The sequence below is a fragment of the Candidatus Megaera polyxenophila genome (genome assembly GCF_029982035.1).
Taxonomy (GTDB): Bacteria; Pseudomonadota; Alphaproteobacteria; order Rickettsiales; family Rickettsiaceae; genus Megaera; species Megaera polyxenophila.
In genome coordinates this window covers 885,646-910,102 of record NZ_CP104166.1, presented here as the reverse complement: position 1 = coordinate 910,102, position 24,457 = coordinate 885,646, and the positions used below count along the sequence as shown (strand labels likewise).

Here is a 24,457-nt window from a genome sequence, read left to right as displayed (position 1 = left end):
ATTGCTCAAGAGAGAATCATGAGTAAATTGTGAATTTTTGCCATCATAGCACCTAAATTTTATATTTTTACCTCAGTTCGGGATAAGCGCGTAGTTTAGAGATAAATCAAAACTATAATTTATTGAAGGTTTATTTTTTTTAAAGCAATATGATATAAACGTGGATAGTATATGCACAAAGGCATTGATTGGTGATCTATGTCTCGTGTGTTCAAGGTTCATTTTATTTTTTAAATAATCAAATACAGTTTCAATTATATTTCGTTTGCGTAGTAAGATTTTTTCGTTTAAATCCATTAATTTATTTGGCATATTCTTTTTAATTCCATGCACCATTTTCAATCCTCTTTCATATAAATTAATGAATAGATTTTGCTTAATATAACCTTTGTCGGCGTATATAAAACCAGTTAAATCCGTTGTTAGATCAAGCACAGGAACTCTATCATCTACGTTTCCCTTAGTCATTTTTAGCGCGATAAATTCACCTTTTTCGTTGATCACTAAATGTAATTTAAACCCATAAAAAAAGCCCATAGATGATTTGCCTTGCTTGGCAAGCCCAGCAAATGTTTTATTCCTATAGCGTCTTTTATTGTGGCAGATTTTGATTGCGGTAGTATCCATAAAATATGTGCCAGTTTCTTCGCCAAATAACATATGCAAAAGTATATTAAACGGTAAAAATAATCTAGACATTAGTTCTACAAAACGGTTATAACTTAAGGCATTCGGAAAATCGTTTTTGTGGATATACTCTATACAAGTTTTGTAAAAATATTTAAAGTTCTTTGCATGAGACGTATGATACATTACCATGATCGTCATAATCTCGCTCAAGCTCATACTACATAAGCGATTTCGCTGTTTATTGCCAGGTAATAATTGCTTTTTTTCGTAACCAGAGTAAATTTGGCAAAAATCATCTATAAAGCTGTACAATTCCGTGATATCTTTTTTCATGCCTGTGGTTGCCATTTTTTGTTAAAAAAGAGCTTTATCACAGGCATCACCATCTTGCAACCCTTGTATCTACTATATATTTATGCAATCCTTATCCCGAACTGGGGTATTTTTGGTAAAAAAATACCCCAAAAAAATAAAAATGCGATGATTGACTTTTAAAATTATTAAAACTACATCAAAAATTTAGAATTTTGACGGAAAGACAATCTACTTTTTATTTCATCACTTGTATTAACATATTCTCTTAATATATTTGCAGATCTTATATTACCTTCAGATACTAAAAATACCAAAACATATGCATTTATATCAATCTTACTAAGAGAAGCTATCCTATGATGTCCATCTGCAATCAAAAACTTAAGTATCTTATTATACAACTTTTGATATTCTAAAGTATCTTCTAATTCCCATAAATCATATTTATATTCTTGATCTGTTATTGAAAAAAAACTTTCTTGTTTTGAAATGATATTATTGAGAACTAAATTTATTTGTTCCATATCTTTATGAATCAGGATGATAGGACTAGTTTGTAATTTATGTTTTTTAAAATATTGTATATACTGATCTCTTTTATAATCAACACACCTCTCATGCTCAAAAATTATTTTTCCTATATTATTTAATTTAATTAGGGCAAGTAATCCTGTAGTAGAAATTCCTGGAGCATTAATATTGCAGCAATAAAACCCTTTTCTTTTCTGTTGTACCAAATAATTCTTCTGCACCATACTAAGGATATGTTTTATTCCACAATCACGTTTAAAATTGTTTTTTACAATATCCTGTTTAAGGTGTAAGAAATTATTTTTAATTTCATATTCATAGGGGGATTTTGCACCTGGTACAATTGCCCTAAATGGATAGATATTATACATTTTTATTGGAAAAAATTATTGATTTCTATATTAAGGTTTTGTCTTTTGGCTTCTTCATATAAATAATTTGCAACCATCAGATCCAGTATCCCCATACCCATAGGAGAAAAAATTATTGTTTTTTTAGGATCAAAATTGTTATAACCATTAATTAATTCATAGACGGTACAATTTATAAAGCTTTTATTCCCAGTTTTTTGATATGCAAGATGAGGAGATGTATTTGCATTCAGTACGTGATCTACATCATCTACAATATTATTTGAAGCTGTTAGTATTTCAGGAGCTAAATCCCTCAAAGAAATATGTAAAACAATGGTGTTGGATTTAAATAATGAGAAATCTCTTATATAAGGTTCCTGACTTGTTGTGGACAGGAATATAATTTCTGAATTTATGATTAATGTATTTAGATCATCTTGTATGTCAATTTTTATGTTGCTGTTTAAATTTTGAATTTCTCCTTTTAATTTAACAGCTGCTCTATCGTTATTGTCATATAAAACTATTTGATCAATTTTCCATCTTTCACTGATTATGGATTCTACAAAATATTTAGAAATATTACCTGTTCCTATTATACCAATAACCTTTTTAGAGTGTTTAACATCAGACAAATACTCTCCTACTATAATTGCTGAGTAAACTGTTCTAAGAGCACTTATAATACTTCCTTCAATACATGCTATAGGATAGCCTGTATCATAATCATTAAGAATAATTACAGCTGAGGCTCTTTTCAGATCGTTTAATAAGTTATCAGGATTGCTTGAAATCCATTTAATTCCAGCAATTCTTGGATTTTGGCTAATTAACCCAGGTAATGCAATAATACGAGATTTTGGTTTATCTGGAAATGTTAAAAAATAGCTTGACGGATTTTTAGCTATTCCTTCTCCCTGTTTTATATATGCTAATTTTACCATTTCGTATATGCTATGAGATTGTGACTTTATTATTTTTTTTATTGCCGCTGATGTTATTATAGAGAACTTACCTGTCATAAAATGCCTCTTTTCTTATATTAATTCCAAATTTATCTTCTACCCAAGCCGGATTATATAATGTGTCTATATATTTTTCTCCAAAATCAGGTGATATTACCACAACTGATACATTTTTATTTTTTAGAGATTTAAAGTAATCCTTTGCTGCATGTATTACCGTACCTGATGATCCCCCAAGAAACATCCCATATTTTTTAAGTAAGTAATTACACATTATTACTGTTTTTGTTTCAGATACCATTATCACATCATGCACATTGTATAAAGATGCTATTTCAGGTTTCCTACTTGTTCCAATACCAGGGATATATCTAGGACCAGGAGGAAAACCAAATGTTACTGATCCCTGATTGTCAACTGCTATAATTTTTGTCTGTGGTGAATATTTTGCAAAAAATTTAGCACACCCTACTAAAGTACCTGTAGTTCCTGCACCTATAAAAAGATAATCGAGTTTAGGTATAAACTCATTTATTTCTTTAGCTGTAGTTTTATAGTGAGCTTTAATATTATACTCTGATGCATACTGGTTAGTCCAAATCAGCTTTGGATTTTCACTAATCATTTTATGTATCAATTTTATTCTGCTTGCTAGAAATCCTCCAGATTCATCTCTTGTTGTAACTTTAATTATCTCAGTTCCATATATTTTCATATATGACTCAGCAAAAGGAAGAGTATTAGGATCAGTTATACAAATAAATTTATACCCCTTAGATTTACATACAATACTTAATGCTATACCTAAATTACCAGATGAGGATTCTATGATAGTATTTTTACCTGGAGTAATTCCAAATTCTTTTTCAAGGCCACTAATTAGATATTTTGCAGTTTTAAGTTTTATAGAACCTGCTACATTTAATCCTTCGTATTTTATAAAAGCTCTTTTAACTCCAATAAACTCTGAAAACTCATGAAACAATCTTGCGATTCCTATCTGAGAATAAGTATTAACAAACATTATTATCTTCTAATTTAGATGAACTATAACATGATAATTTCAAAACTTTAGCAAGTTTTGACAAGAGAACAGCAAGGGCACTGTTGCCAATTACGTTAGCGCTTGTTTCTGTAGCATCAAATAGTATATATATAGCTACTATTAAAGCAGACATTTCATTTGTAAAACCTAGGTATTTTTCTAATAATGGCAGCATCAGCAACACCCCACATCCAGGTGCTCCAGCTGCTGCAAACTGCATTAAAGCAAAATTAAAAGCAAATATTAAATAAACTGTAAAAGTAGGTAACTCATAGCCGTAACTTAAAAGTATGATTAATGCCATCATTGGAATATTAATAGCAAGTCCTATCATATGAATATTTGTAGCTATCGGTATTACTAGACGAACCATGTCTGGATTTTTTATATTTTTCTCTGTAGACATTATTGTAATTGGCATGGTAACCAAGCTGGACATTGTATAAAAACCTGTAAGAGCTGCAGGTATTACGTTTTTTATATAAGAAATCCATAACCTCAGATTAAAATTTGCTATGACTGCAAATAAAAAAGATAAATAAAATATGTAAGTGCCACTTATAAGTACTATAAGTGGTAATAACTTCTCAATAGTCTTAGAAAGAAGCCCACTATGCTGCATTTGGATAAAAAAACCTAGTATAAAAAAAGGAAATAACCTAACAAAGACACTGCTTAAAAAATAGTCTACAAATTTCTTGGCTAAAACATTTAACTTATAATTACCATACTGCAGTGGTATATAAAGTTCATATATACCAACTATAAATCCTACTATTAAAGCATAATTACTATCCAGAGATATCATATTAAATGATATGTTCCATATAGGACTAAGTTCTTTGCCATCTGCTAAAATTACCTGTTGAACATTTATATTAGATTCTGCAAGCAAGACTACCCCATATGCCACCATAGTTGCTGTATAGTTTGAAATATAAATTGCTACAAACAACAATAAAAGAAATATACCTATAGATTTTTTATGTTTGATTGTAGAAACACTAACGTATGCACAACAAAAAACTACTAAAGGAAGTGTTAATAATAACACTTCCTTTAGAATAAAACTTATAGAATACAAAACCCGCTTTATATCTTCTGGAATGCACTCACCAAAAGCTATCGTTAGTACTAGAACTATTATTACTTGAACAGGAATGTTCCTTTTAAAAGAGTATACAATTTTTATTATTTTGTTATACATATAACACTAAGACATACTATTTAGAATAAAAACCCTACACTTGTCAATTTATTGAGCTTTTGGCTTTATCCTTCGATCATAAAGTACTAAAATTTCTAGTACACCCCAGGTAACTCGATTTTTAAAATATTACACAGCAACAACTTTCAACGTTACCAGTTCCTGTATCTGGTCATCTTTTATTAACTCCTGGTCAGAGATTACTAAAGTTAAAGAAGATAAAGAATCGTTATGCATATTTTCAAATATATATGGACATTTTTCCTGTATAAGATTCTCAACTTTTTGTCCGCTATTATCTTTAGCTTTTAAATCCGCCCCTTGTGATATTAAAAATTCTGCTATCTTAATTTGATTATAAAGTAATGCGTAATGAAGCAGTGTTTGACCTTTATCATTCCAAGAGTTAATCTCAACAACACCCTTGGTTACTTGAGATTTCACAGCTTCAAATCGTGACCTATATATCAAATCAAATACGTTTTCCACAACAGGTGTATAGTAAATCTCAATGAGTTTCATGTAATCAAAATCTGGACTGAATTTACTCATGTTATAATTAATTCATTAGAGCTTTATTATCCATCTCTTCCCTAAGGCTCTTAGGTCTCATGTCGGTCCACACTTCTTTTACATAATTTAAAACCTCTTGCTTAGTTCCTTTCGGACCAACCTGCTTCCAACCAATAGGTATCTCTTTCCATGAAAACCATATAGAATATTGCTCCTCTTCATTAATAAGGCATATATATTCTTCATTATCTTCTTCTGACATACTTTATTACCTATTTTTTATATTAAATAATTAATTAAATGTACTATCAATATTTATTGGTTCTTCAGAGACTACTTCCAAATATCCTTCTCCTTTTCTAGATGCCAAATCAATATCAGCTATAAGTCTAACAGCATTATAATTCAGATTAGTTGTACCTTCAATATGTAACAAACCCTCTCCTTTAGTAAAATCTAAATCTTTTACATTTGTACTATTTAAATCCACGTTAATCCCAAGTTCAGTACCACCCCTGGTTTGTGTAAATTTGATATGTATATAACCGTCTTCAATACGCTCTTTTATTTCTTCATAAGGTTCATCTCTATGTCCTATTACAACCTCATGCTTGCCTTCACTTAATCTTTGTACCAATTCATTTATCATACCGGCGACCTCCTAATTACTTTTTGTTTGATTTTTCTTCAATTAGATAAATTTCTTTTAACCCCTTCTTCGATTAGGTTCTTTGCTATTTCAATATCACCCCATTCTAAAACTTTTACCCACTTATCTTTATCCATATCTTTATAATGTTCAAAGAAATGCTTTATTCTGTTCTTCACAATACCGGCAACATCAGTAATATTTCGTATATTATCAAAAGATATGTCAACCTTAGATACAGGAACAGCAATAATCTTTTCATCCAGACCTGACTCATCTTCCATCATTAATACTCCAATAGGCCTGCATTTTACTATCGCACCCGGTATAATCGGATAGTTAGATAAAACCAACACATCGACTGGATCTCCATCACCAGATAAAGTATTAGGAATAAATCCATAATTACATGGATAAAACATTGATACCTGCATAAACCGATCAACAAATATAGCACCGGATTCTTTATCAAGCTCATATTTAACAGGATTATCGTTCATAGGGATTTCAATAATCACATTAAATTCATCCGGTATTTTTTCTGATGTAATCTTATCTATCTGCATCTATTTATTTCCTCTTTTTTATATAATTAATCGTTTATAAAAATTAATTATATTATAATTTAACATAATTTTTTCATCTCAAGCTAATTATTGATAAAAGTAAAACCTTTTTCAAGTAACACTCACTATAACTAATATCTATAAGGAGTTATAATGTAGTATTTATGTTACTTATAACTCCTTATCTTAAACGCACTTAAGTGCTAACTTATATATAGGCACTTGTATCTTATTAAGTAAGTATTACTTAGGAATTTTTTGACTTAGTTGATTTCTTCTTAGTAGAAGTGCTTTTAGATTTATTGAATTCGATAGTTTCTACTATGGGTATGTGATTATCTGTTCCTGTAACAGATAGAATTTTTTCTATAATATTATTAATTCTCTGTGAAAACTCCACTACATTAGATGGAAGTTGACCTTCAATAATACATGCTTCATCAAATATAAGCTTGACCAGCTCTTCATTATTCATGTATGGACCTCCCCGATAATGCAAGAAATAAATAATATTAATAGCAAAAAAATCAAAATGCAGTCATGTATCCGACTTATAGTTAAGTAAATAGTTCTATTAAATCATTTACTCTACAGCCCTGATGGAAATTCGCCACTTACAAACTTAACATAATCATAATATCGGCTTCGTGTTTGAGCCCATGAGTAAAACAGTTTTTTTGTAAGTATAAGATTTGTCTTATTTTGCCATCAATGTTTATCACCTCTCGCATATTCCTGAAATTATAGTAGCTACTTGAGTAAATAACACCATGTCACTTACCCCTAACTACACACTTTATTCTCTACATAATCGTTACCTGAGCTTAGCACTGCAAATACAATTCTGGCTAATTTATTAGCTACAGCCACAACTGTTTTGTTATGCCCACTCCTGTCATATAAATTAAACATCCATTGTGCAAATTTGCTATAATCTTTTTTAGCTTTCTGTGATTCAGTAGTAAATCTTAGTTTTGTATTAAGTACAGCTCTTGCTCCTTGAATTAATAATGTACGTAAGTATATATCACCTCTTTTACTGATTCCAAGCAGCTTCTCTTTACCACCACTAGAAGCTTGTCTTGGCACTAATCCAAGCCATGCGGATAATTGCCTACCATTCTCAAAACAACTACCATTCCCTATAGATGCTATCAAGGCAGTAGCTGTAATTAAACCTATACCAGGTATAGCAATTATTTGTTGATACTTATCTAATTCACTAGCCATTATTTTTAGTCTACTTTCTAAGCATTTTATTTTCTTATCATTCTCGATAAATTCCTCTTTTAAATCACTGAAAGTTTGCTGACTTATTGGACTTAATTTCCCGCTGTCTAGAACCTCTGTTAACTTTGATGTAATTTTATTTATACCCTGAGGAATAATGATTCCAAACTCATGTAATAGCCCTCGGATCTCGTTAGCAAGAGCAGTACGATTTTTTACTAATCTAGCCCTTACTCTATGAATTGATAAGATATCCTGTTGTTCTATACTTTTAATCGGAACAAATCTCATATTTGGTCTTGATACGGCTTCACATATTGCTTCTGCATCAGCTTGGTCGTTTTTATTAGTTTTTACATATGGCTTTACAAATTGTGGCGCCATTAATTTTACCTCGTGCCCTAGTTTGCTAATTTCTCTAGCCCAATAATTAGCACCTCCACAAGCTTCCATACCTACTAAACATTTAGGTAAATTAGCTATAAAAGTTAATACCTGATCCCTCATTAGTTTTTTCTTCAACACAGTCTTGCCATTTTTATCTACACCATGAAACTGAAAAATTCTTTTTGCTATATCAATACCTATTGTAGTAATATTTGTCATGTGGACCTCTCTATTGTTGTTTAGGATTCATTTCCTATTCTAGAACAATAACATTTGTTATAGATTCTGTATACTAGGGTAGGTCCATACCATTATAATAGAATGCTGATCTTCAGCAAGCAAATCACTATTTATCCTCTGTATTATAGGATGTTTAGGGTTAACCTCCAATACCTTAGGTACCGGCAAAGAAGACCTTCTTTGCTCCATCAATAACCTTTCTGTATATATATCCATACCACTATCACCTACCGTTAGACAGGCAATACTCGAAGTAAGTTTTCTGGATATCTTTACATCCTTCACTAAATTACCCAACACTTTTTTAAAATATTCAATTAACTCACTGTATTGACCTTCATCTTGCTTGATATCTTTAGAGGATTCATTATTAGCTCCTTTTTCTTTATCTTTATCAACATCCTGTTCCAGATCTATATTACTTCTAGTAACTGATTTAATATCGTAATCTTTATATCTGATATAATTATTTACCCAGAAATTGTCTACCGGATCAGTAAAAAGTAGTACATCTATTCCTTTATTTAAGAAACCTTCAATTTGAGGACTAGACAGTAACTTATCAACATTATCACCACTCAGGTAATATATGGTTTTCTGTCCTTCCTTAAAGTTACTTATATACTCATCCAGGCTGATTAGTCTGTTATGAATGCTACTTCTAAATATACATATTTCAAGCAGCTTTTCATGATCAAAACCTGATTCACAAAGACCTTCTTTTAAAACACTACCAAAGTTATTCCAGAATTTCAGATAATCCTCTATTAATTCCTCTTTTTTCTTTTTTAACTCATTTATTACTTTTTGTATGATTGATGATTTGATTTTTTCAAGTACTGGATTATGTTGTAAAGTTTCCCGGCTAATATTAAGAGGTAAATCTTCTGAATCTACCACTCCTCGAATAAACCTTAAATAATTTGGAATCAAATCAATATTCTCATCAGAGATAAAAACTCGTTTTATATATAGTTTAACGCTTTTTTTACGATCCTGATTAAATAAATCAAAAGGTTTAGCCGATGGAATAAATAACAAGTTAGTAAATTCTATGGCTCCTTCATTTTTATTATGCATAATTAACCACGGATCATCCATTGCATAAGATAAGCTTTTATAAAATTCCTTATACTGTTCAGGAGTAATTTCAGATTTTGGCCTAGTCCAGAGTGCTGATGAAGAGTTAAGCTGAATTTCATTATTATCAGTATTAATAAAGTATATAGGAATTGCTATATGATCAGAATAACTTTTAACTATATTTTTTAACCTAAAATGATCTAGATATTCATCTTCTTTTTCTTTAACATGAATTAATACTTCAGTACCACGTGAGAATTCTCTATCTGTATCTGCAACTGTATATTCTCCTAAACCGTCAGAATCCCAGGTATAGCTTCTTTCTTCTCCTGCTTTTCTGGAGGTAACGGTTATATATTCTGCTATCATAAATGCAGAATAAAATCCTACCCCAAATTGACCTATCAACATACTATCTTTTTTAGCATCACCGGAAAGGTACTGAAGAAAATTCTGAGTACCAGATTTTGCTATAGTACCAAGATTTTCTATTAACTCTTCTTTATTCATGCCAATCCCATTATCACATATAATAATATTCCTGTTATCCTTATCAATTCTCACTGTGATTTTAAAAGTAGTATCATTTCCTAATAGGTCAGGAGTAATTTGTGATAAATAACGTAGCTTATCACATGCATCTGATGCATTTGAAATTAACTCACGCATAAAGATCTCTTTATTAGTATAAAGAGAGTGGATCATTATGTGCAGGATTTTATCAACCTCAGCACCGAAAGTTTTTTTCTCGTAAACCATAATTACTCCTAAAAATATTTCCCTATCTTAGATATATTCACATAATTGCCAAGCTTAAAACCTGAATATTATTAAGCTATTATATTCTATTAAATGAGCTGCTAAAAAAGCAAGATCATCCTTTTCTAAATATAATAAGTTTTTTTAACTTCAGCATGAGGTCAGGATAATAAAACCAATAATTATCGTCAATATCATTAAGCAATGCATACATACTATTAAGCATTTAATTGATAAAATAACAATAATACTAATAATTATTGGCTATTGTGTAGCAAGTATCTATTTTTATATCTGTGTTTATACTTGCATTAGATTAACAATAGAAATAATATTCTTAGCAACATTTTCTAAGGTAAAAACATAATTTAAGTTTTAAGTATATGTCAGGTTGGTTTGTACCGTTTAAATATAATAAAAATTCCTATATTAGGCTATTTTGTTTTCACTATGGCGGTGGTAGTGCTTCAGCTTACAGAGAATGGGCTAAAGATCTAATTGATTATGTAGATCTAATTGCCATTCAACTACCGGGACGTGAGAGTAGATTCAGTGAACCTTTACTGGATAATATATCAGACATCGTTAATGAATTATCCTTAAATTTTCATAACTACCTTGATAAACCTTATATTCTGTTTGGTCACAGTATTGGAGCGTTAATATCGTTTGAATTTACACGCATATTGCGAAAAAAAGCAATGCAGCAACCCAAAAGCTTAATTATATCAGGAACCAAGGCGCCACAAGTACCGCTAAAAAGACCCCCTATTCATCGCTTACCAAGTCCAGAACTTATCCAAAAAATTCGTGAATATAATGGAATTCCAAGAGATATAATTGAGAACAAGGAACTGATGGACATATTCCTACCAATAATACGTGCTGATTTCTGTATATCTGAAACCTACAGCTATTATAGCGAACCACCCCTAGCTTGCCCCATAATGGCGTTAGGAGGTCTGAATGATGATACATTTGACTCCCAAGATTTACTAAAATGGCAGGAACAGACTACTGCTTTATTTCAATACGAATTACTACCTGGTGATCACTTTTTTATTAAATCCTCTTACCAAAAAGTGATTAATATAGTAAACAAGATTTTATATAAAGAAATTACGCAGTTTGTCACTTTAAATTAGAATATCTGGAGAAATCTAATTTTTAGCCTAAGAAATTTTGCATTTATTATATACATCATATCCAGGATACTTGCTATTAAAATACCTTATATTTTTAGCGCTCATTTATTCCTCCCGGAGATTTTATGTGATTACCCCAGTTCGGGATAAGGATTGGATGAATACAGGGTGGATATAAGGGTTGCGAGGTACTTGCACCTGTGGTAAAGCTGTTTTTTTAACAAAAAATGGCAACCACAGGCATGAAAAAAGATATCACAGAATTGTACAGCTTTATAGATGATTTTTGTCAAATTTACTCTGGCTACGAAAAAAAGCAATTATTACCCAGCAATAAACAACGAAATCGCTTATGTAGTATGAGCTTGAGCGAAATCATGACGATCATGGTAATGTACCATACGTCTCATGCAAAAAACTTTAAATATTTTTACAAAACTTGTATAGAATATATCCACAAAGACGACTTTCCGCATGCCTTGAGTTATAACCGTTTTGTAGAACTAATGTCTAGATTATTTTTACCATTTAATATACTTTTGCATATGTTGTTTGGCGAAGAAACTGGTACATATTTTATGGATGCTACTGCAATCAAAATCTGCCACAATAAAAGACGCTATAGAAATAAAACATTTGCAGGGCTTGCCAAGCAAGGTAAATCATCTATGGGCTTTTTTTATGGGTTTAAATTAAATTTAGTTATCAATGAAAAAGGTGAATTTATTGCACTAAAAATGACTAAAGGAAATGTAGATGATAGAGTTCCTGTGCCTGATTTAACAAGAGATTTAACTGGTTTTATATACGCCGACAAAGGTTATATTAAACAAAATCTATTCGTCAATTTATATGAAAGGGGATTGAAAATGGTGCATGGAATTAAAAAGAATATGCCGAATAAATTAATGGATTTAAAGGAAAAAATCTTATTACGCAAACGAAATATAATTGAAACTGTATTTGATTATTTGAAAAATAAAATGAACCTTGAGCACACCAGACATAGATCACCAATCAACGCCTTTGTACATATACTATCCACCTTTATATCTTACTGCCTCAAGAAAAATAAACCTTCAATAAATTATGATTTTGATCTTTCTCTAAACTATGCCCTTATCCCGAACTAAGGTGTGATTGTGCATTTCAATGATTTTATTTACCAGTTTACTAATTCCCGTATGTATTTGAGTTAAGGGTGCATCTATCATAAAAGCAGGAGTAGTAACCAGTTTATTTTCCCAATCTATAACTATACCATCAGCCGCACAAACTTCTTCCAATGCCCCCAATTTAGCAACAAGTTCATTTTTATCACCAAGGGTAATTTTTACTTGTACAAAATCTTTTAAAGCTAAAACTAAAACCGCAGGAGAAATACATATTCCTCCAATAGGCTTTGATAACTTATAAAACTCTATGATTATCTTCCGTAAATCTTCAATTACTGTGGCATTTTCATTTTTGAATGCTAAGTCTGATAAATTTGTAGCTGCTCCGAACCCTCCAGGTAAAATTAATGCATCAAAATCTTTTACCTGCAATTCATTTAATGACTGAATTGCTCCACGAGCAATACGTGCAGATTCAACAAGGACGTTACGCTCCTCAACTACTTCTTTTTTAGTCAAATGATTGATGACATAATGCTGTTTCTGATTCGGAGCAAAAATTCTAGTCTCAACATTATTTCTATCCAGTTCAAGTAATGTAAATACTGTTTCAGAAATTTCAGCTCCATCAAGATGACCACAACCTGAAATTACCACGGCAACTCTTATCATAATTTCTTTCAATAAAATATATAATATGTTTTATAATTGTAGCAGCTAATTAGTGAAAGTCTAAAATTTCTTGAATATTATAGTTTTAAATATGAAAAATAGTTTTTTATTTCTTTTTTAATTTCAGTAATCTTTAAATTTACCTCATTATCACCTGCATTGATTCTCAACATTAATTCAATATCATTAAGCAACTTTTTAGCTTTTTTTTCTACTGCTTTCACTTTAACTTTTTGATTGGTTTGCTGCCACTGTTTTATTTTAGCAAATTCTTCATTTAAGAATTCAATTATTCTCTGCTGAGACTCTAATTTAGTCATTATAATCCTATATTATCAAAAATTATTTTGTTGATTGTTCATTTCTAGATAAACTATTTCATCTATTTTATTCTCTATTCCAATAGCTCCGGAGTAATTTTCAGGGACTTCTATTTCATAGCAATACCATTGTTGACTTAGTTCATTATTCATATCATTAAGCAGAATGCCTTTACCAGGTAATAATCTCATAACTTCGATGGTATTAATAGGATAAGATAATCCTTGACCAATAGCCTTTACTAAAGCTTCCTTTTTGGTCCAGAAAGTATAAAAAAAACTCAGTTTATCTCGAGGTTTAAGACTGGATAAATATTTGTGCTCCTCTGGAGTTAGTACAAAACCAGCAAGCTCCTCAACTTTTAGATTTTTATCATGTAATTCTATATCGATACCCACCCTACAGTTTAAAGCTATCATATAACTGACCATGTTATGGGAATGAGACATATTAAATTGGATATTACTATTTTTTAAGAAAGGTTTTCCATATTCATTATAATTAAATTCGATTTTTTGAGGATGTTGTTTTGTGTAGAAACTCAAAATATACCTTAAAATACCATGTGACATAATGTATTTGTTACTTAAATATTCAGTATGATAGTTGTTTGCTTTTGTTTTCTCTTGACTCGAAAGGTATTCCCAGTACGTGGATATATTATTTATATGACTAGTTAAATTTACGATGAAGATAAATACTTTATTTACACTTGTGTTAAATACCAATTGATTGAAAATACTGCACTCAAATATACTATTAGTAAGCTTAAGCCTGGTAATTTTATCTATATTGTTAATCATAGTATTATTTATACCAACTAATATTTGGTTATTACCATATTACTAAGGAAATGTTTTCAATATAACTAAAAATTTTTATCTTTCATTATCTAATATAACAGGGATAGTAAATTTAATTACATTTAATATGGAATAGATATGCTAATGATTATTAGATATTTTTTAGTTTAGTGTTGTAAATGTTTATAGGATAGATAGCCATGTTGTAAAAGTGTATATTATTAGTATTATTTTGAACTATATTTTCTATTTAGCTTTTGAAAATGCTTCCCAATATTATAAAAATCGAAATATTGACTTATATTAAAAAATCACATTACTATGCATGCCCCAAAAAACATACTATTTCAAAGAGGATAAAAAACTTAAACATGGATGGTAAAATTTATACAACAATATGCGTATTATTTGCGGTACTTATTGTTATGGGTAATATGATATATCAAAAATTTGTTGTTTTACCAATATTACCTTTTCATACTTTTGAACTGTCAGTGGGAGCCATAACATACCCTCTAACTTTTTTACTGACAGATTTAATAGCCGAGTTTTATGGTAAAAATAAAGCTAACTTTTGTGTCAAGCTTGCATTAACAATGAATATAATGGTAGCGATATTAATAGCAATTATGGATTCACTCACTGCAACTGAATGGTCCAAAATTGACGATATAATTTTTCATAAAGTATTTGGGTTATATAGTGTAGCATTTGTTGGCTCCATTATCGCCTGTTATACCGCTCAGCTAATTGATATTAATATTTATTTATGGATACGCAAAATAACCAAAGGTAAGTATTTATGGTTAAGAAATAACAGTAGTACTGCCATCTCATTATTAGTAGATACAACCATTGTGATTAGCTTTATGAGCCTTTTTGGTGCACTACCAATCGATAAAATGAGCACACTTATAATTAATAGCTATTTATACAAACTATTCTTTGCAATATGTAGTACTCCATTATTTTATGCAATTGTTAGTTTGATAAAGCACATAAAAAAATTACCATAACTATTATTTTAATAATTATGATAAGCTATACACTTATTTATTTAAGTATAAACCCTACCTGTAAAGCATAAAAAAAGGACATTATTACAATATTACAAAGTTTATTAACTTCATACTTATGCTAATAAGCTGTTAATCTTTGCTGCCAGGATAAAGTCATTTTCGGTTAGACCGTTAATACTATGGGTCCATATTTTAACTTTACATTTCCCCCAAGAAATTTCTAGGTCAGGGTGATGGTTCTGCAGTTCCGCTATCTCAGCTACTTCGTTAGCAAATTTGATTGCATCAATAAAATTATCAAAATAATATTCTTTATATAATTGACCATCAACATTAATAATCCAAATTTTTCCTAATTCTGATAATAACCTTAAAGCTAGATCAGAACTTAAGGTAGATCTCTTTTCCTGATATGGAATATAAGTTTTGTCTAATAAGTGAGTATCATCATTTTCCATGTATATACCTATCTATAAGTATCTGTTTTAGCTGTATAAGATTTACAGTAATTCTAATCATTATAGCCTATAAAATTATTTATTACAAAATGTAATTGAATCATAAAATCCAGGGATGTAATCAATATCAAAATAATTAATTCATTTATTGTATCAATACAATTTAAGCTTAATTTATATGAAGGAAAACATTACTACTGCTACCTGAATCTATGCTATATATTTAAGAGTGATTACTACCACTCTAGCTGTTACTGATATTTTACACAAAAAAATAATTCAAGGAATACAATATACGAACAAACTTTTTTACCAGACTAGTATTTTTCAAGTTATCAATATCTTTTAACCCTTTTTGTAATAGAATAGTTAATTCTATATCATAACCGACTTTTGCACCTCTGATGCAAAAAGTTGTTCTCTCTTTACTTAAAAAATCCCTATTATAAATTCAGGTACAAAAACCCATTAATCATGCTTTCTCTTCTACTTTGTTAGTAGTAGCTAAGAAACGCTGTGCTGATGTATCCAATGCGCGGCAGGCAATTGATTGAACTTGCTGAGTTGCCATATCTGCTTTTTCAGTAAGCTCTTTAATCAAATCATCCTGTTTTCTTATTTTCTCTTCAAGATAATTGATACTCTGCTCTTTTAGCTTTAATATTCCATCGTATTCCTGTTGCTTAAGTTTAGTAGCAAATTCATATTGTTCTAGAAGCTTTGTTTCCAAAGCTTTTTCGTTATTTGTTACTGCTTCCTTTATCTTGTCCGGTATTTGTTGAACTTGCAATCTTAAAGATTCATAATCTTTCTCTTTTTCCAATAAATCAGCTTCCCGTTTGGATAAGTTGTCTTTTAAGTCGGATAATTCTTTTTCCATGGAAAATTTTTTATCATTATATTCATCCATTTCTTTACGTTGCTTTAATTCCAATGCATATCCATATTCTTCTTCCTCACGTTTTCTTATCTTCTCAAGCAGCTCTTTTCGTTCTTTATATTCCTGTTCAAGTTTTGATTTTTGTTCTTGCCACTGCAATTTTTGAGTAGCCATTTCCTGTTCAAAATTTTGTCTACTCAGTTCCATATCTAGTTTAAACTGTTGTTTTTGTTCAGCTTGAGTTTGTAATAATGAGTTAGCCATTTCCTGTTCAAAATTTTGTCTACTCAGTTCCATATCTAGTTTAAACTGTTGTTTTTGTTCAGCTTGAGTTTGTAATAATGCTGATAAAGTATTTGCAGTCTCATTGATTTGATATAACTCTTCCAAGTGTTTTTATTCTATAGTAATCGCTTGGCGCAAATTTGCCAGCTTTTGAAATTCACTTAATAGCTGCTCAGATAAACCATCAATCTGTTTAATGGTTTTTGACTTTAAATTACTTAAGTCAGTCAATATGTTATCTGGTGAGTGACTGGCAGTTTTCTTGATAATATTCTGTTCCTCTTCCTGCTTTTTTTGTTCCTGAGGAGTAGACAGCTGCTTTTCGGTTAACTTGGTTAATACTTCGTTATAGGCAGCTAAAATTTGTTCTTTGGTACTCTTAGCTGAAACTTCTAAAACATTATGCTTTTTGCTCATTTATGTATTTCTTAGTTTTTAAATTATACTTTATTAAATAATATCATAACCTAAATTTTTTTAACTATATAAGTGAATTGTAAATTCTAAAACTAAACTAAAAATTATCAGTAGTCAAAAAGGTTTGGACTATTTTTTAAAAAACTAAATAGTTTTTTATTTACCATTCATTACTGTCTATTCTTTTTAAAACCATCAGTGATTTCAGTTATTTCCATAAGCAAAGAATTTTGGTCCAGTGTATTGCTCTTCATGGCATATGTAATAGCATTACAGTTTTCTGTATCAAGTAGAAAAGGATCAGCCCCTGCTTCAATAAATTCTCGCATTAGTTTTATGTTACCAATTTTGGCTGCTTTAAACAACGCAAATTGTAATGGATCTTGATTACCTGTCATTAATATTTCTCCCCTTTTAGTTAAACAAGAAGGTTTCTTTATTTAGAGAACCTCATTATTTTTAAACCACCAAAGAGTTAAATCTTACTTAATTTCACATTGGTGATCGGGGGTTAGCAAAACTGTTACTGACAGTTTACGATAGGCTTTAGACCCAAGTTTAAACACTCAGATCCTGGACATACAACTACCATCACCCCGATCATGGCATCGAGGACCGTATTATTTTATGGCTAATACATACCACAGTAACAAGAGGTTGCTAAACCCCAGAATATCTAACAGGGTTAGTTATTCCAGTTACAATTCTAGCTGGATTTCAACCATGAGTCAATTCGAGATAAAGAAATGAGATGAAGAACCATTATATGTATAACGCGGTAACTGGTATGACTAAAGAATCATCCAATTTTTGCCTTAACATGTTAAAAGACTTAACAGCTATAAAAAATTATTTATAAAATAGGGAAAAAATCCTGGTAACAAGAGCAAGATAAGCCACCTATCGGTGGCAGCTTAAAAGAAGATACTCTTGACCGATAAATATTTATGGAGGATTATAATACTGGTATTTGATTTGTTTTAACTTGAGTTATAAAGACTGAATGTTAGACATACATAAGATAATATATAATTGAGTTATGAGTAACTTGCACTCTGAGCAGCATTTGGTCAATGAATTAGCGGTAAAAACTCTTAAGGCCATTTCTAAAGAGCAAGCAATTCCTTACAGCAGGATCAAAAAGATTTTTTCCGAAGGAGATAAGGAAATAGCCAAGGCTTTCTGGATAATGTTGCGAAAAATATCTCCCAATCATAAGTATAATTCTGTTTACTATTGCCCTGATTGTAAAGAATTTGATTTAGAACGCAAAGGAAGAAAGATTCCTTGGTAAGAAAACATTAACTATAAGTAATTTATGGAAATAGTCGGTAAAGGAATATCTATAAAACATATTTTTCTAGACCGTGGTAATTGGTCTCGATTTCGCTAAAAAATACGGCAAGCTAAGATACGGCATTATTTTCAACGTCACTAAAGTTATATCGTGTGGAACGAAATATTTAGGATTTAAACGTTATAGCTGCCGTGATTGTAACCGCAATAAATCGGTAGCATTCAGCTGTAAAGGTAGGTTTTGTTCTCGTTGTGGTAAGAAACAAACGGATCAATGGGTGAGTAAGGCTAGCAATGTTCTACCAAAAACACGATGGCAGCACATTACATTTACAATGCCGGACTCTTTATGGCCGATATTTTGGCTCAATCGTGATCTGTTTGGATTGATTTCCGGTATTGCAGCAGGAATTATTAAGGAGATAGCTACAAAGAAAAATCTTGTGGTTGGTATATTTACTGCCTTACACACTTTCGGTAGAGATTTAAAACGCAATGTTCATATCCATTTATCGGTTACTTGCGGCGGTATAAATAGCAAAGGCAAGTGGCAAAAATTATTTTTTCCTGCCGAACCTATTAAAAAAATGTGGAGACATAGAGTCCTTGAGTTATTTCGCTTTCAATATATCTCAAGTAATTTGAAGTTGCCGTCCGCATATCAAAATGCTGAGAATTTTAATAACTGGATGAGTAGTTTATACGAAATCAGTTGGTATGTTTATTTACAAAAACCATCGGATGATCATAAACGCAACATAGAATATTTAGGGCGGTATATAAAACGCCCCCTATTTCCGAGACAAGAATAGAAAATTACGACGGAAAGCAGGTAACGTTTAAATTTCTTGATCACTATAATAATACAATTGATCGCATAACTATGCCCGTGATGCAGTTCATAGCTAGTCTGATTATGCATATACCAGATCGTTATTTTCGAATGATTAGGTATTACGGTTTTTTATCTAATAGAACTAGGGGCGTACAATTACCTATCGTATATAAGGCAATTAATCAAATCGTTCATAAGAAAACTAAGCTCATTAGTTGGAGATTAATGATTTGGTTGAATTTTAAAATAGATCCTCTGTTTTGCTATAATTGCAATAAATGTATGAATCTGCGGCAAGTTTATTACGGTTTATCTCCGCCATTGTTATTAATAAGAACCAATGAATTATTATCAACGCCTAGATAACATCATTATGGCGAACACTTCTTTCACGTCTTGGCCACATAATTTGTAAAACTGAACCTATTTTTAGATAGATTCTGGCAGAGATTTTTGTAAAAGTGTTGATAATTTCTAATATTGTGGCTGGTAACTACATATTTATTAAACGAATTTTTAAAAAGCTGATTGATGATTTTTCTGGTTGCAAATTTTGAATTTCCTATACTAGAACATATAATTTAAGAATGTAAATGATACGGCAGCGCTAATTGATGTGGACAGGATTTTATAACTTCTACTTAATAATAGAAATCAAGAGCTAGAAGATAAGCTTATTAAAAAATACGAGTTAATTTTCGGCATAACCACATAGAAAAAAGAATACCGCCTAAATGCACAAGTACTAGGAATAAGTTCAATTTATTTCTATAAGGTAGTTATCATAAAATAGCAGCGGAAGTTTATCTTATGGAAAAAATGACTCATATCAAAGAAATATTAAGTCTCATCCCTAAAGCTATACAAGCCCGATCAATAGTATCAAGAGTAGTGTTCGGATTATTAGGATTTAACAATCGATCCACAGCTGAACGGCTAGTATGCATTTTTTTAGCCATTTCTGCTTTCGTTATATGCTTTTTTTCCATAGCAAGTTTAATTTGCATAGACAATACATGTTTATGGGAAATCCCTATCACTTCGTCAAGTAGTTGGGTTTTCTCTAGGAAATCGTCAAAGTTTGTTCCTATATGATTCTGATTTATTTTATTCATTTTTCAATACCTCTTTTCTTCTTCTTAAAGCTAGTTCGATTTCTTTATCCTGAGTTTTCTGTGATTTTTTAATAAATCCATGAAGAAGTATCATTTGGTCTTCTTCAATACAAAAGATGGTTCTGGCTATATTATCTTTTAAATTTGATCTTACCTCATAAATTCCCCTACCTAGAGGTTTACAAACAGGCATGCCAACAGGCCATCCAAATTCTACTGTTTTAATGTCTATTCCTATCACTTTACAATCTTCTCGATCAAGTGATAAAAGCCACTCTCTAACTGATTCCTTCCCATTCAGATTTCTATAAAAATGAACAGTTAATTTTTTTGAATCCTGGCTCATTAAGCTAATGTACCATATTTGGTACTATATTGCAAGTGCTTCTTAACCTCAATTTGCTTATTTGAATCTAAAGGACAGGTATATAACAAATCATAAGCCATCTCATATGTTATAATCTGGCAAGTTTGCTCTAGTGCACCCTTTTGAGCTGTGGCAATAGAATCTTCAACTTTATGCCCAAAAACTGCCTGAACAAACAAAAAAGCCGCAACACATAAAAAAATAGTTTTTTTAAAAAATCTAATTATCATTATAATAACCCCGTACTTAATATTTTTATTATTTTCATACCTAAAGAAAGGAGTGGAAATAACCATCATTTTGTCTAATAATTAATATTAATATCGTTGTTGATATTGACTTGCCTCTGATGCTTTTGTTCCATCTCCTGATGATACTCATACTGCATGGCTCTGGTTTGCTTTACTTGAGTGGCTATCTCATGCCGGTACTCATGTTCTAAACCGTAATAATAATCATGATCTGTTTTCATGCCATGATTATGGTATTGATGATGATCGTGCAATTGCTCATAGTATGAACCACCCCTTAATAACAGGCTATGGGTTAAATCTTCTCCCGCCCGGCTAGTAACAGATTTTGCCGTCATCTCTCTATCACTAGCAAGTAAACCGGTATCGAGTATATTACTGCTTAAGGATTTATGCTTCCCGGATAATATTCCATCATCAGAATCCTGCATCCTGTTATCAATCTTTTCATGTAAATCCGCCTGAACTATTGAGACCTCTTCCATAATTTTTGCCCTGACCTCAGTTAGTAAATCCTTGCCATAACTATTCCTAAAATCCACTAAGCCTGTAGCTAAATACCTTGCTACTACCGGATTGCACTTAGCTAACTGCGATACTACCGGGTTATCTTTTATAACCCTACCTATCTCCTGTTCATAATTATCGTATATCAGCTCTTTGGCAATGGAGCGGACTTCATTATGTTCGAGCTTCGGTTGTTTTTCCTGAATATGCCACTCTGCTGCAACCAGTTTTTCAGCCGTAATATCCTGCCATAACTTAGTACCTGCCGTTTCCGGTTCATCTAACCTTCCATCTTCAATTAAAAACAGGCGCATATTAGCACGGCATCTTTTAATATGTTCCTCTTCATAAACTGCTCTTGCTACCAGCTTGCCTAATAACTTCTTATTATTCATGTTATTAGCACTTGCCGTAATATATTCAAGATAATGAGCTTCTACTCTAGCAAAGACAGATTCATTCTTCACACCTGATCTTTCCATTGCCGCTATTACATGCTCTGCTATGACTTCAGACCTTTTTTCGGTTTCGGTTGTAATTTCCATTTTGCCGGTTTTAACCAGTTTTATCTGGGCACAGGCAAGTCCTTCCCACCATTTAACGCTATTAATTTTATCATGGGCAAACGCTGCTATCTTTATGCGATCAGAATCCTTTAAGGCACTCTGGCTATTTTTGTGATTTACAACATAATTGCTAATGATTTCATATAAATCCTTACTTATTCTCTCCTTATGGATATTAACCAGATCCCTTACTCCTAACTGATTCTGATGCAACACACAGAAATCCTTCATAAGTATTTCATGCAGTTTGGCTTTTTCTACATTAGTCGCTGCAAGCTTCTTATTGTCAGCAATATATTGATCGTTATTAATTTGATATCCGCTAGTGTTATTGGCATATATATTCTGTATTTCTGTAACTATTTCCTTTGGCTTTGCCAGGTAATTACCATCCTTATCCCTTTCAAATAACTGCTTAATTCTGCTTGCCTGCTCGCTACTAGCATTAACTTCCGGGTAATTGAGAGTAGAACTTGCAAGCATTTCCCTATATAAACCGTCTTTAAAACCTAAAAACTGATGAACAGGGTCGTCCGTACCCTTAGCAGTAGCATAATCCATGTAGCTTAGTACCTCGCTACTTGCAAGGGCTCGTTCAAGCTCCTGATATAAACCGGATTTGTGCTTTATTCTTAAGCTACTATCCTTAATACCGATCGATAACTGTTGCCAGAATATTTTTTCTTCTCCCTTTATTTCATATTGCTTGGCTTCTGCTCTAAAGGCTCCTATTGTGCTATTTTTGCTTTGAGAGTTATTTATTGCCTCTTTTATTGCTTCCAGCGTAATATGCTCAGGCATCTTATCGGCTAAATCCCACTTCTCGGGTAAGTTTAGGCTTTTTGTATCGACTAGACCAGCAAACCCGCTAAAACCATTTGCCTTGTTAAGCTCCTGCAATATTGATTTAGCGGCCTCCTTTCCAGCTGCGTCGTTATCAGGCCAGATTATTACCTCCCTTCCTGTTAGTTGTCGCCAGTTAACTTTAGCCGTTCCTTGCGCTCCTCCCATCCAGGAAATTACACAATATTGAGGCAATAATCTTCCGGCATAATCAGCTGTCTTTTCTCCTTCTACTATTAATATAGGCTTTTTCTCATTTACCGTTTTCTCTATCCCGTATATCGGTTTATGACCGTTATCCGTAAATCCTTTTAATTTCCATTCATCCAGGCCGGTTTTCTCATTACGGCAGTAGCATACGGGCATTACCTGCTTTTTACCTGTTACCTTATCAACTACCCTGATAGTACCGCCGATAAGCTCACCTCTCCGGTTGCGATAAGTCCAGATGTTATCAATTTGATTTGTTTTTGTTAGCCAGCTAAAATGCTTATCAATATTAAGCCTTGGAGCAGTTGCCGGTATTACCGGATATACTTCAAAACTATCCCGCACTACTAACGTTTGTTTGCTATCCTTATCATCATAACCGGCATCATTCCTGTTATCTAATTTATTGCTGTTATTTACCCCGGCATTAATACCGATGATATCGGCAACAGTTAATAAGGAATCTCTTTTTGAAGTACCGGTTACCCGGCAAATGAACTCAAATACATCCCCCTTATTTCCGTCGCTGAATCTATGCCATAATCCATTATCAAGATTCATATTCAATGAACCACAACTGATACTATTACCTCGTTTAACGATTTTACCGTCCGGATTAATCTTTTGCGCGTAATCCCTGAATATTTGCTCAAGATGTCCTCTTGTTAATGAGGATTTTAAACTTTGAAAATCAATCTTTGGAGTAGAAGCTCCGGCTTCTCTCTGCGCTCTACTTCCTGCCCTTACCTTATTGCTCTTCTTAGGCGGTTGTACCTCCTGAGTGGTTTGACTTTCTCTATGGTTAATTATCTGCTCGCCTTTTAGGGCAATCAACCACTTTCATCTGAGAGATGAAAGTTTGATCTTTGCGACTAGAAG

Annotated in this window: 27 protein-coding genes and 1 pseudogene; 5 read left to right on the top strand and 23 right to left on the bottom strand. The window is 31.7% G+C overall.

The features are described 5' to 3' along the window. Positions 1 to 72: 72 nt before the first annotated feature. The 12 genes from N3Z16_RS04865 to htpG form a co-directional block, all read right to left on the bottom strand. Positions 73 to 963 carry an IS982 family transposase gene (locus N3Z16_RS04865; RefSeq protein WP_341850339.1) on the bottom strand — a complete coding sequence of 297 codons (891 nt, stop codon included), beginning with the start codon at positions 961 to 963 and terminating at the stop codon, positions 73 to 75. A gap of 173 nt (positions 964 to 1,136) precedes the next feature. Then, positions 1,137 to 1,847, bottom strand: a complete 711-nt coding sequence (locus N3Z16_RS04860; protein WP_282485590.1) for a DUF1015 family protein — start codon at positions 1,845 to 1,847, stop codon at positions 1,137 to 1,139. A gap of 2 nt (positions 1,848 to 1,849) precedes the next feature. After that, positions 1,850 to 2,851 carry a 2,3-diaminopropionate biosynthesis protein SbnB gene (gene sbnB / locus N3Z16_RS04855; RefSeq protein WP_282485588.1) on the bottom strand — a complete coding sequence of 334 codons (1,002 nt, stop codon included), beginning with the start codon at positions 2,849 to 2,851 and terminating at the stop codon, positions 1,850 to 1,852. Next, the gene (gene sbnA, locus N3Z16_RS04850; RefSeq protein WP_282485586.1) at positions 2,841 to 3,818 is read right to left on the bottom strand and encodes a 2,3-diaminopropionate biosynthesis protein SbnA; all 978 of its coding nucleotides are present in this window, start codon (positions 3,816 to 3,818) and stop codon (positions 2,841 to 2,843) included. The genes sbnB and sbnA overlap by 11 nt, the downstream gene beginning before the upstream one ends. Continuing rightward, the gene (locus N3Z16_RS04845) at positions 3,808 to 5,046 is read right to left on the bottom strand and encodes a cation:dicarboxylate symporter family transporter (protein ID WP_282485585.1); all 1,239 of its coding nucleotides are present in this window, start codon (positions 5,044 to 5,046) and stop codon (positions 3,808 to 3,810) included. Before N3Z16_RS04845 ends, sbnA begins: the two co-directional genes overlap by 11 nt. A gap of 129 nt (positions 5,047 to 5,175) precedes the next feature. Further along, a complete protein-coding gene (locus N3Z16_RS04840) occupies positions 5,176 to 5,598 on the bottom strand; it encodes an ankyrin repeat domain-containing protein (RefSeq protein ID WP_282485584.1) in 423 nt (140 codons plus the stop codon). Between the two features lie 7 nt (positions 5,599 to 5,605). Next, positions 5,606 to 5,821 carry an MbtH family protein gene (locus tag N3Z16_RS04835; protein ID WP_282485583.1) on the bottom strand — a complete coding sequence of 72 codons (216 nt, stop codon included), beginning with the start codon at positions 5,819 to 5,821 and terminating at the stop codon, positions 5,606 to 5,608. Between the two features lie 30 nt (positions 5,822 to 5,851). Continuing rightward, a complete protein-coding gene (locus N3Z16_RS04830) occupies positions 5,852 to 6,196 on the bottom strand; it encodes a hypothetical protein (protein WP_282485581.1) in 345 nt (114 codons plus the stop codon). A 50-nt stretch (positions 6,197 to 6,246) separates the two neighbouring features. Further along, positions 6,247 to 6,774, bottom strand: coding sequence for an inorganic diphosphatase (gene ppa / locus N3Z16_RS04825; protein WP_282485579.1), 528 nt, complete (start codon positions 6,772 to 6,774; stop codon positions 6,247 to 6,249). Between the two features lie 247 nt (positions 6,775 to 7,021). Continuing rightward, positions 7,022 to 7,249: a hypothetical protein gene (locus tag N3Z16_RS04820; RefSeq protein ID WP_282485578.1), complete on the bottom strand. Its 228-nt coding sequence runs from the start codon at positions 7,247 to 7,249 to the stop codon at positions 7,022 to 7,024. 308 nt (positions 7,250 to 7,557) lie between these two features. Beyond that, the gene (locus N3Z16_RS04815) at positions 7,558 to 8,610 is read right to left on the bottom strand and encodes an IS110 family RNA-guided transposase (RefSeq protein WP_282485577.1); all 1,053 of its coding nucleotides are present in this window, start codon (positions 8,608 to 8,610) and stop codon (positions 7,558 to 7,560) included. Between the two features lie 57 nt (positions 8,611 to 8,667). Continuing rightward, entirely contained in the window at positions 8,668 to 10,473 is a 1,806-nt protein-coding gene (htpG, locus tag N3Z16_RS04810; RefSeq protein WP_410519608.1) for a molecular chaperone HtpG, read from the bottom strand. A 383-nt stretch (positions 10,474 to 10,856) separates the two neighbouring features. Here htpG and N3Z16_RS04805 point away from each other — a divergent pair, with 383 nt between their 5' ends. Beyond that, a complete protein-coding gene (locus N3Z16_RS04805) occupies positions 10,857 to 11,618 on the top strand; it encodes a thioesterase II family protein (RefSeq protein ID WP_282485576.1) in 762 nt (253 codons plus the stop codon). Between the two features lie 242 nt (positions 11,619 to 11,860). Further along, a complete protein-coding gene (locus tag N3Z16_RS04800) occupies positions 11,861 to 12,751 on the top strand; it encodes an IS982 family transposase (RefSeq protein ID WP_341850342.1) in 891 nt (296 codons plus the stop codon). Here the strand turns inward: N3Z16_RS04800 and elbB are convergent. The 3 genes from elbB to N3Z16_RS04785 all read right to left on the bottom strand — a co-directional run bounded on the left by elbB (position 12,725) and on the right by N3Z16_RS04785 (position 14,298). After that, entirely contained in the window at positions 12,725 to 13,405 is a 681-nt protein-coding gene (gene elbB / locus N3Z16_RS04795; RefSeq protein WP_282486966.1) for an isoprenoid biosynthesis glyoxalase ElbB, read from the bottom strand. The two genes, N3Z16_RS04800 and elbB, sit on opposite strands and share 27 nt — an antisense overlap. A gap of 77 nt (positions 13,406 to 13,482) precedes the next feature. After that, a complete protein-coding gene (locus tag N3Z16_RS04790; RefSeq protein ID WP_282485573.1) occupies positions 13,483 to 13,725 on the bottom strand; it encodes a hypothetical protein in 243 nt (80 codons plus the stop codon). Positions 13,726 to 13,740: 15 nt separating this feature from the next. Further along, positions 13,741 to 14,298: a 4'-phosphopantetheinyl transferase family protein gene (locus N3Z16_RS04785; RefSeq protein WP_282485571.1), complete on the bottom strand. Its 558-nt coding sequence runs from the start codon at positions 14,296 to 14,298 to the stop codon at positions 13,741 to 13,743. Between the two features lie 602 nt (positions 14,299 to 14,900). Here N3Z16_RS04785 and N3Z16_RS04780 point away from each other — a divergent pair. Then, positions 14,901 to 15,545, top strand: a complete 645-nt coding sequence (locus tag N3Z16_RS04780; protein WP_282485570.1) for a queuosine precursor transporter — start codon at positions 14,901 to 14,903, stop codon at positions 15,543 to 15,545. Positions 15,546 to 15,661: 116 nt separating this feature from the next. On the opposite strand, the gene N3Z16_RS04775 is transcribed toward N3Z16_RS04780, so the two are convergent. The 4 genes from N3Z16_RS04775 to N3Z16_RS04760 all read right to left on the bottom strand — a co-directional run bounded on the left by N3Z16_RS04775 (position 15,662) and on the right by N3Z16_RS04760 (position 17,986). Then, complete coding sequence (locus N3Z16_RS04775; protein ID WP_341850327.1) at positions 15,662 to 16,006, bottom strand: 4a-hydroxytetrahydrobiopterin dehydratase; 345 nt, start codon at positions 16,004 to 16,006, stop codon at positions 15,662 to 15,664. Between the two features lie 472 nt (positions 16,007 to 16,478). Then, on the bottom strand, positions 16,479 to 17,276 hold the full coding sequence (locus tag N3Z16_RS04770) for a hypothetical protein (protein WP_282485569.1): 798 nt from the start codon (positions 17,274 to 17,276) through the stop codon (positions 16,479 to 16,481). A gap of 6 nt (positions 17,277 to 17,282) precedes the next feature. Next, positions 17,283 to 17,588 (bottom strand): hypothetical protein, encoded by a 306-nt coding sequence (locus N3Z16_RS04765; protein WP_282485568.1) that lies wholly within the window; start codon positions 17,586 to 17,588, stop codon positions 17,283 to 17,285. A gap of 170 nt (positions 17,589 to 17,758) precedes the next feature. Continuing rightward, on the bottom strand, positions 17,759 to 17,986 hold the full coding sequence (locus N3Z16_RS04760; RefSeq protein WP_282485567.1) for an ankyrin repeat domain-containing protein: 228 nt from the start codon (positions 17,984 to 17,986) through the stop codon (positions 17,759 to 17,761). A 641-nt stretch (positions 17,987 to 18,627) separates the two neighbouring features. Between N3Z16_RS04760 and N3Z16_RS04755 the strand changes: the two genes are divergently transcribed. Further along, positions 18,628 to 18,882 (top strand): hypothetical protein, encoded by a 255-nt coding sequence (locus N3Z16_RS04755; RefSeq protein WP_282485543.1) that lies wholly within the window; start codon positions 18,628 to 18,630, stop codon positions 18,880 to 18,882. Positions 18,883 to 18,955: 73 nt separating this feature from the next. After that, a pseudogene (locus N3Z16_RS04750) lies at positions 18,956 to 20,085 on the top strand (IS91 family transposase). Between the two features lie 458 nt (positions 20,086 to 20,543). On the opposite strand, the gene N3Z16_RS04745 reads toward N3Z16_RS04750, so the two are convergent. From N3Z16_RS04745 to N3Z16_RS04730, 4 genes are read right to left on the bottom strand one after another with little or no spacing between them, the layout of a single operon-like run. Next, a complete protein-coding gene (locus N3Z16_RS04745; protein ID WP_282485566.1) occupies positions 20,544 to 20,834 on the bottom strand; it encodes a helix-turn-helix domain-containing protein in 291 nt (96 codons plus the stop codon). Then, the gene (locus tag N3Z16_RS04740) at positions 20,827 to 21,180 is read right to left on the bottom strand and encodes a type II toxin-antitoxin system RelE/ParE family toxin (RefSeq protein WP_282485565.1); all 354 of its coding nucleotides are present in this window, start codon (positions 21,178 to 21,180) and stop codon (positions 20,827 to 20,829) included. Before N3Z16_RS04740 ends, N3Z16_RS04745 begins: the two co-directional genes overlap by 8 nt. After that, a complete protein-coding gene (locus N3Z16_RS04735) occupies positions 21,180 to 21,500 on the bottom strand; it encodes a hypothetical protein (RefSeq protein WP_282485564.1) in 321 nt (106 codons plus the stop codon). The genes N3Z16_RS04740 and N3Z16_RS04735 overlap by 1 nt, the downstream gene beginning before the upstream one ends. Positions 21,501 to 21,505: 5 nt before the next feature. Next, positions 21,506 to 24,412 carry a DUF6371 domain-containing protein gene (locus tag N3Z16_RS04730; RefSeq protein WP_282485563.1) on the bottom strand — a complete coding sequence of 969 codons (2,907 nt, stop codon included), beginning with the start codon at positions 24,410 to 24,412 and terminating at the stop codon, positions 21,506 to 21,508. Between the last annotated feature and the right edge of the window lie 45 nt (positions 24,413 to 24,457).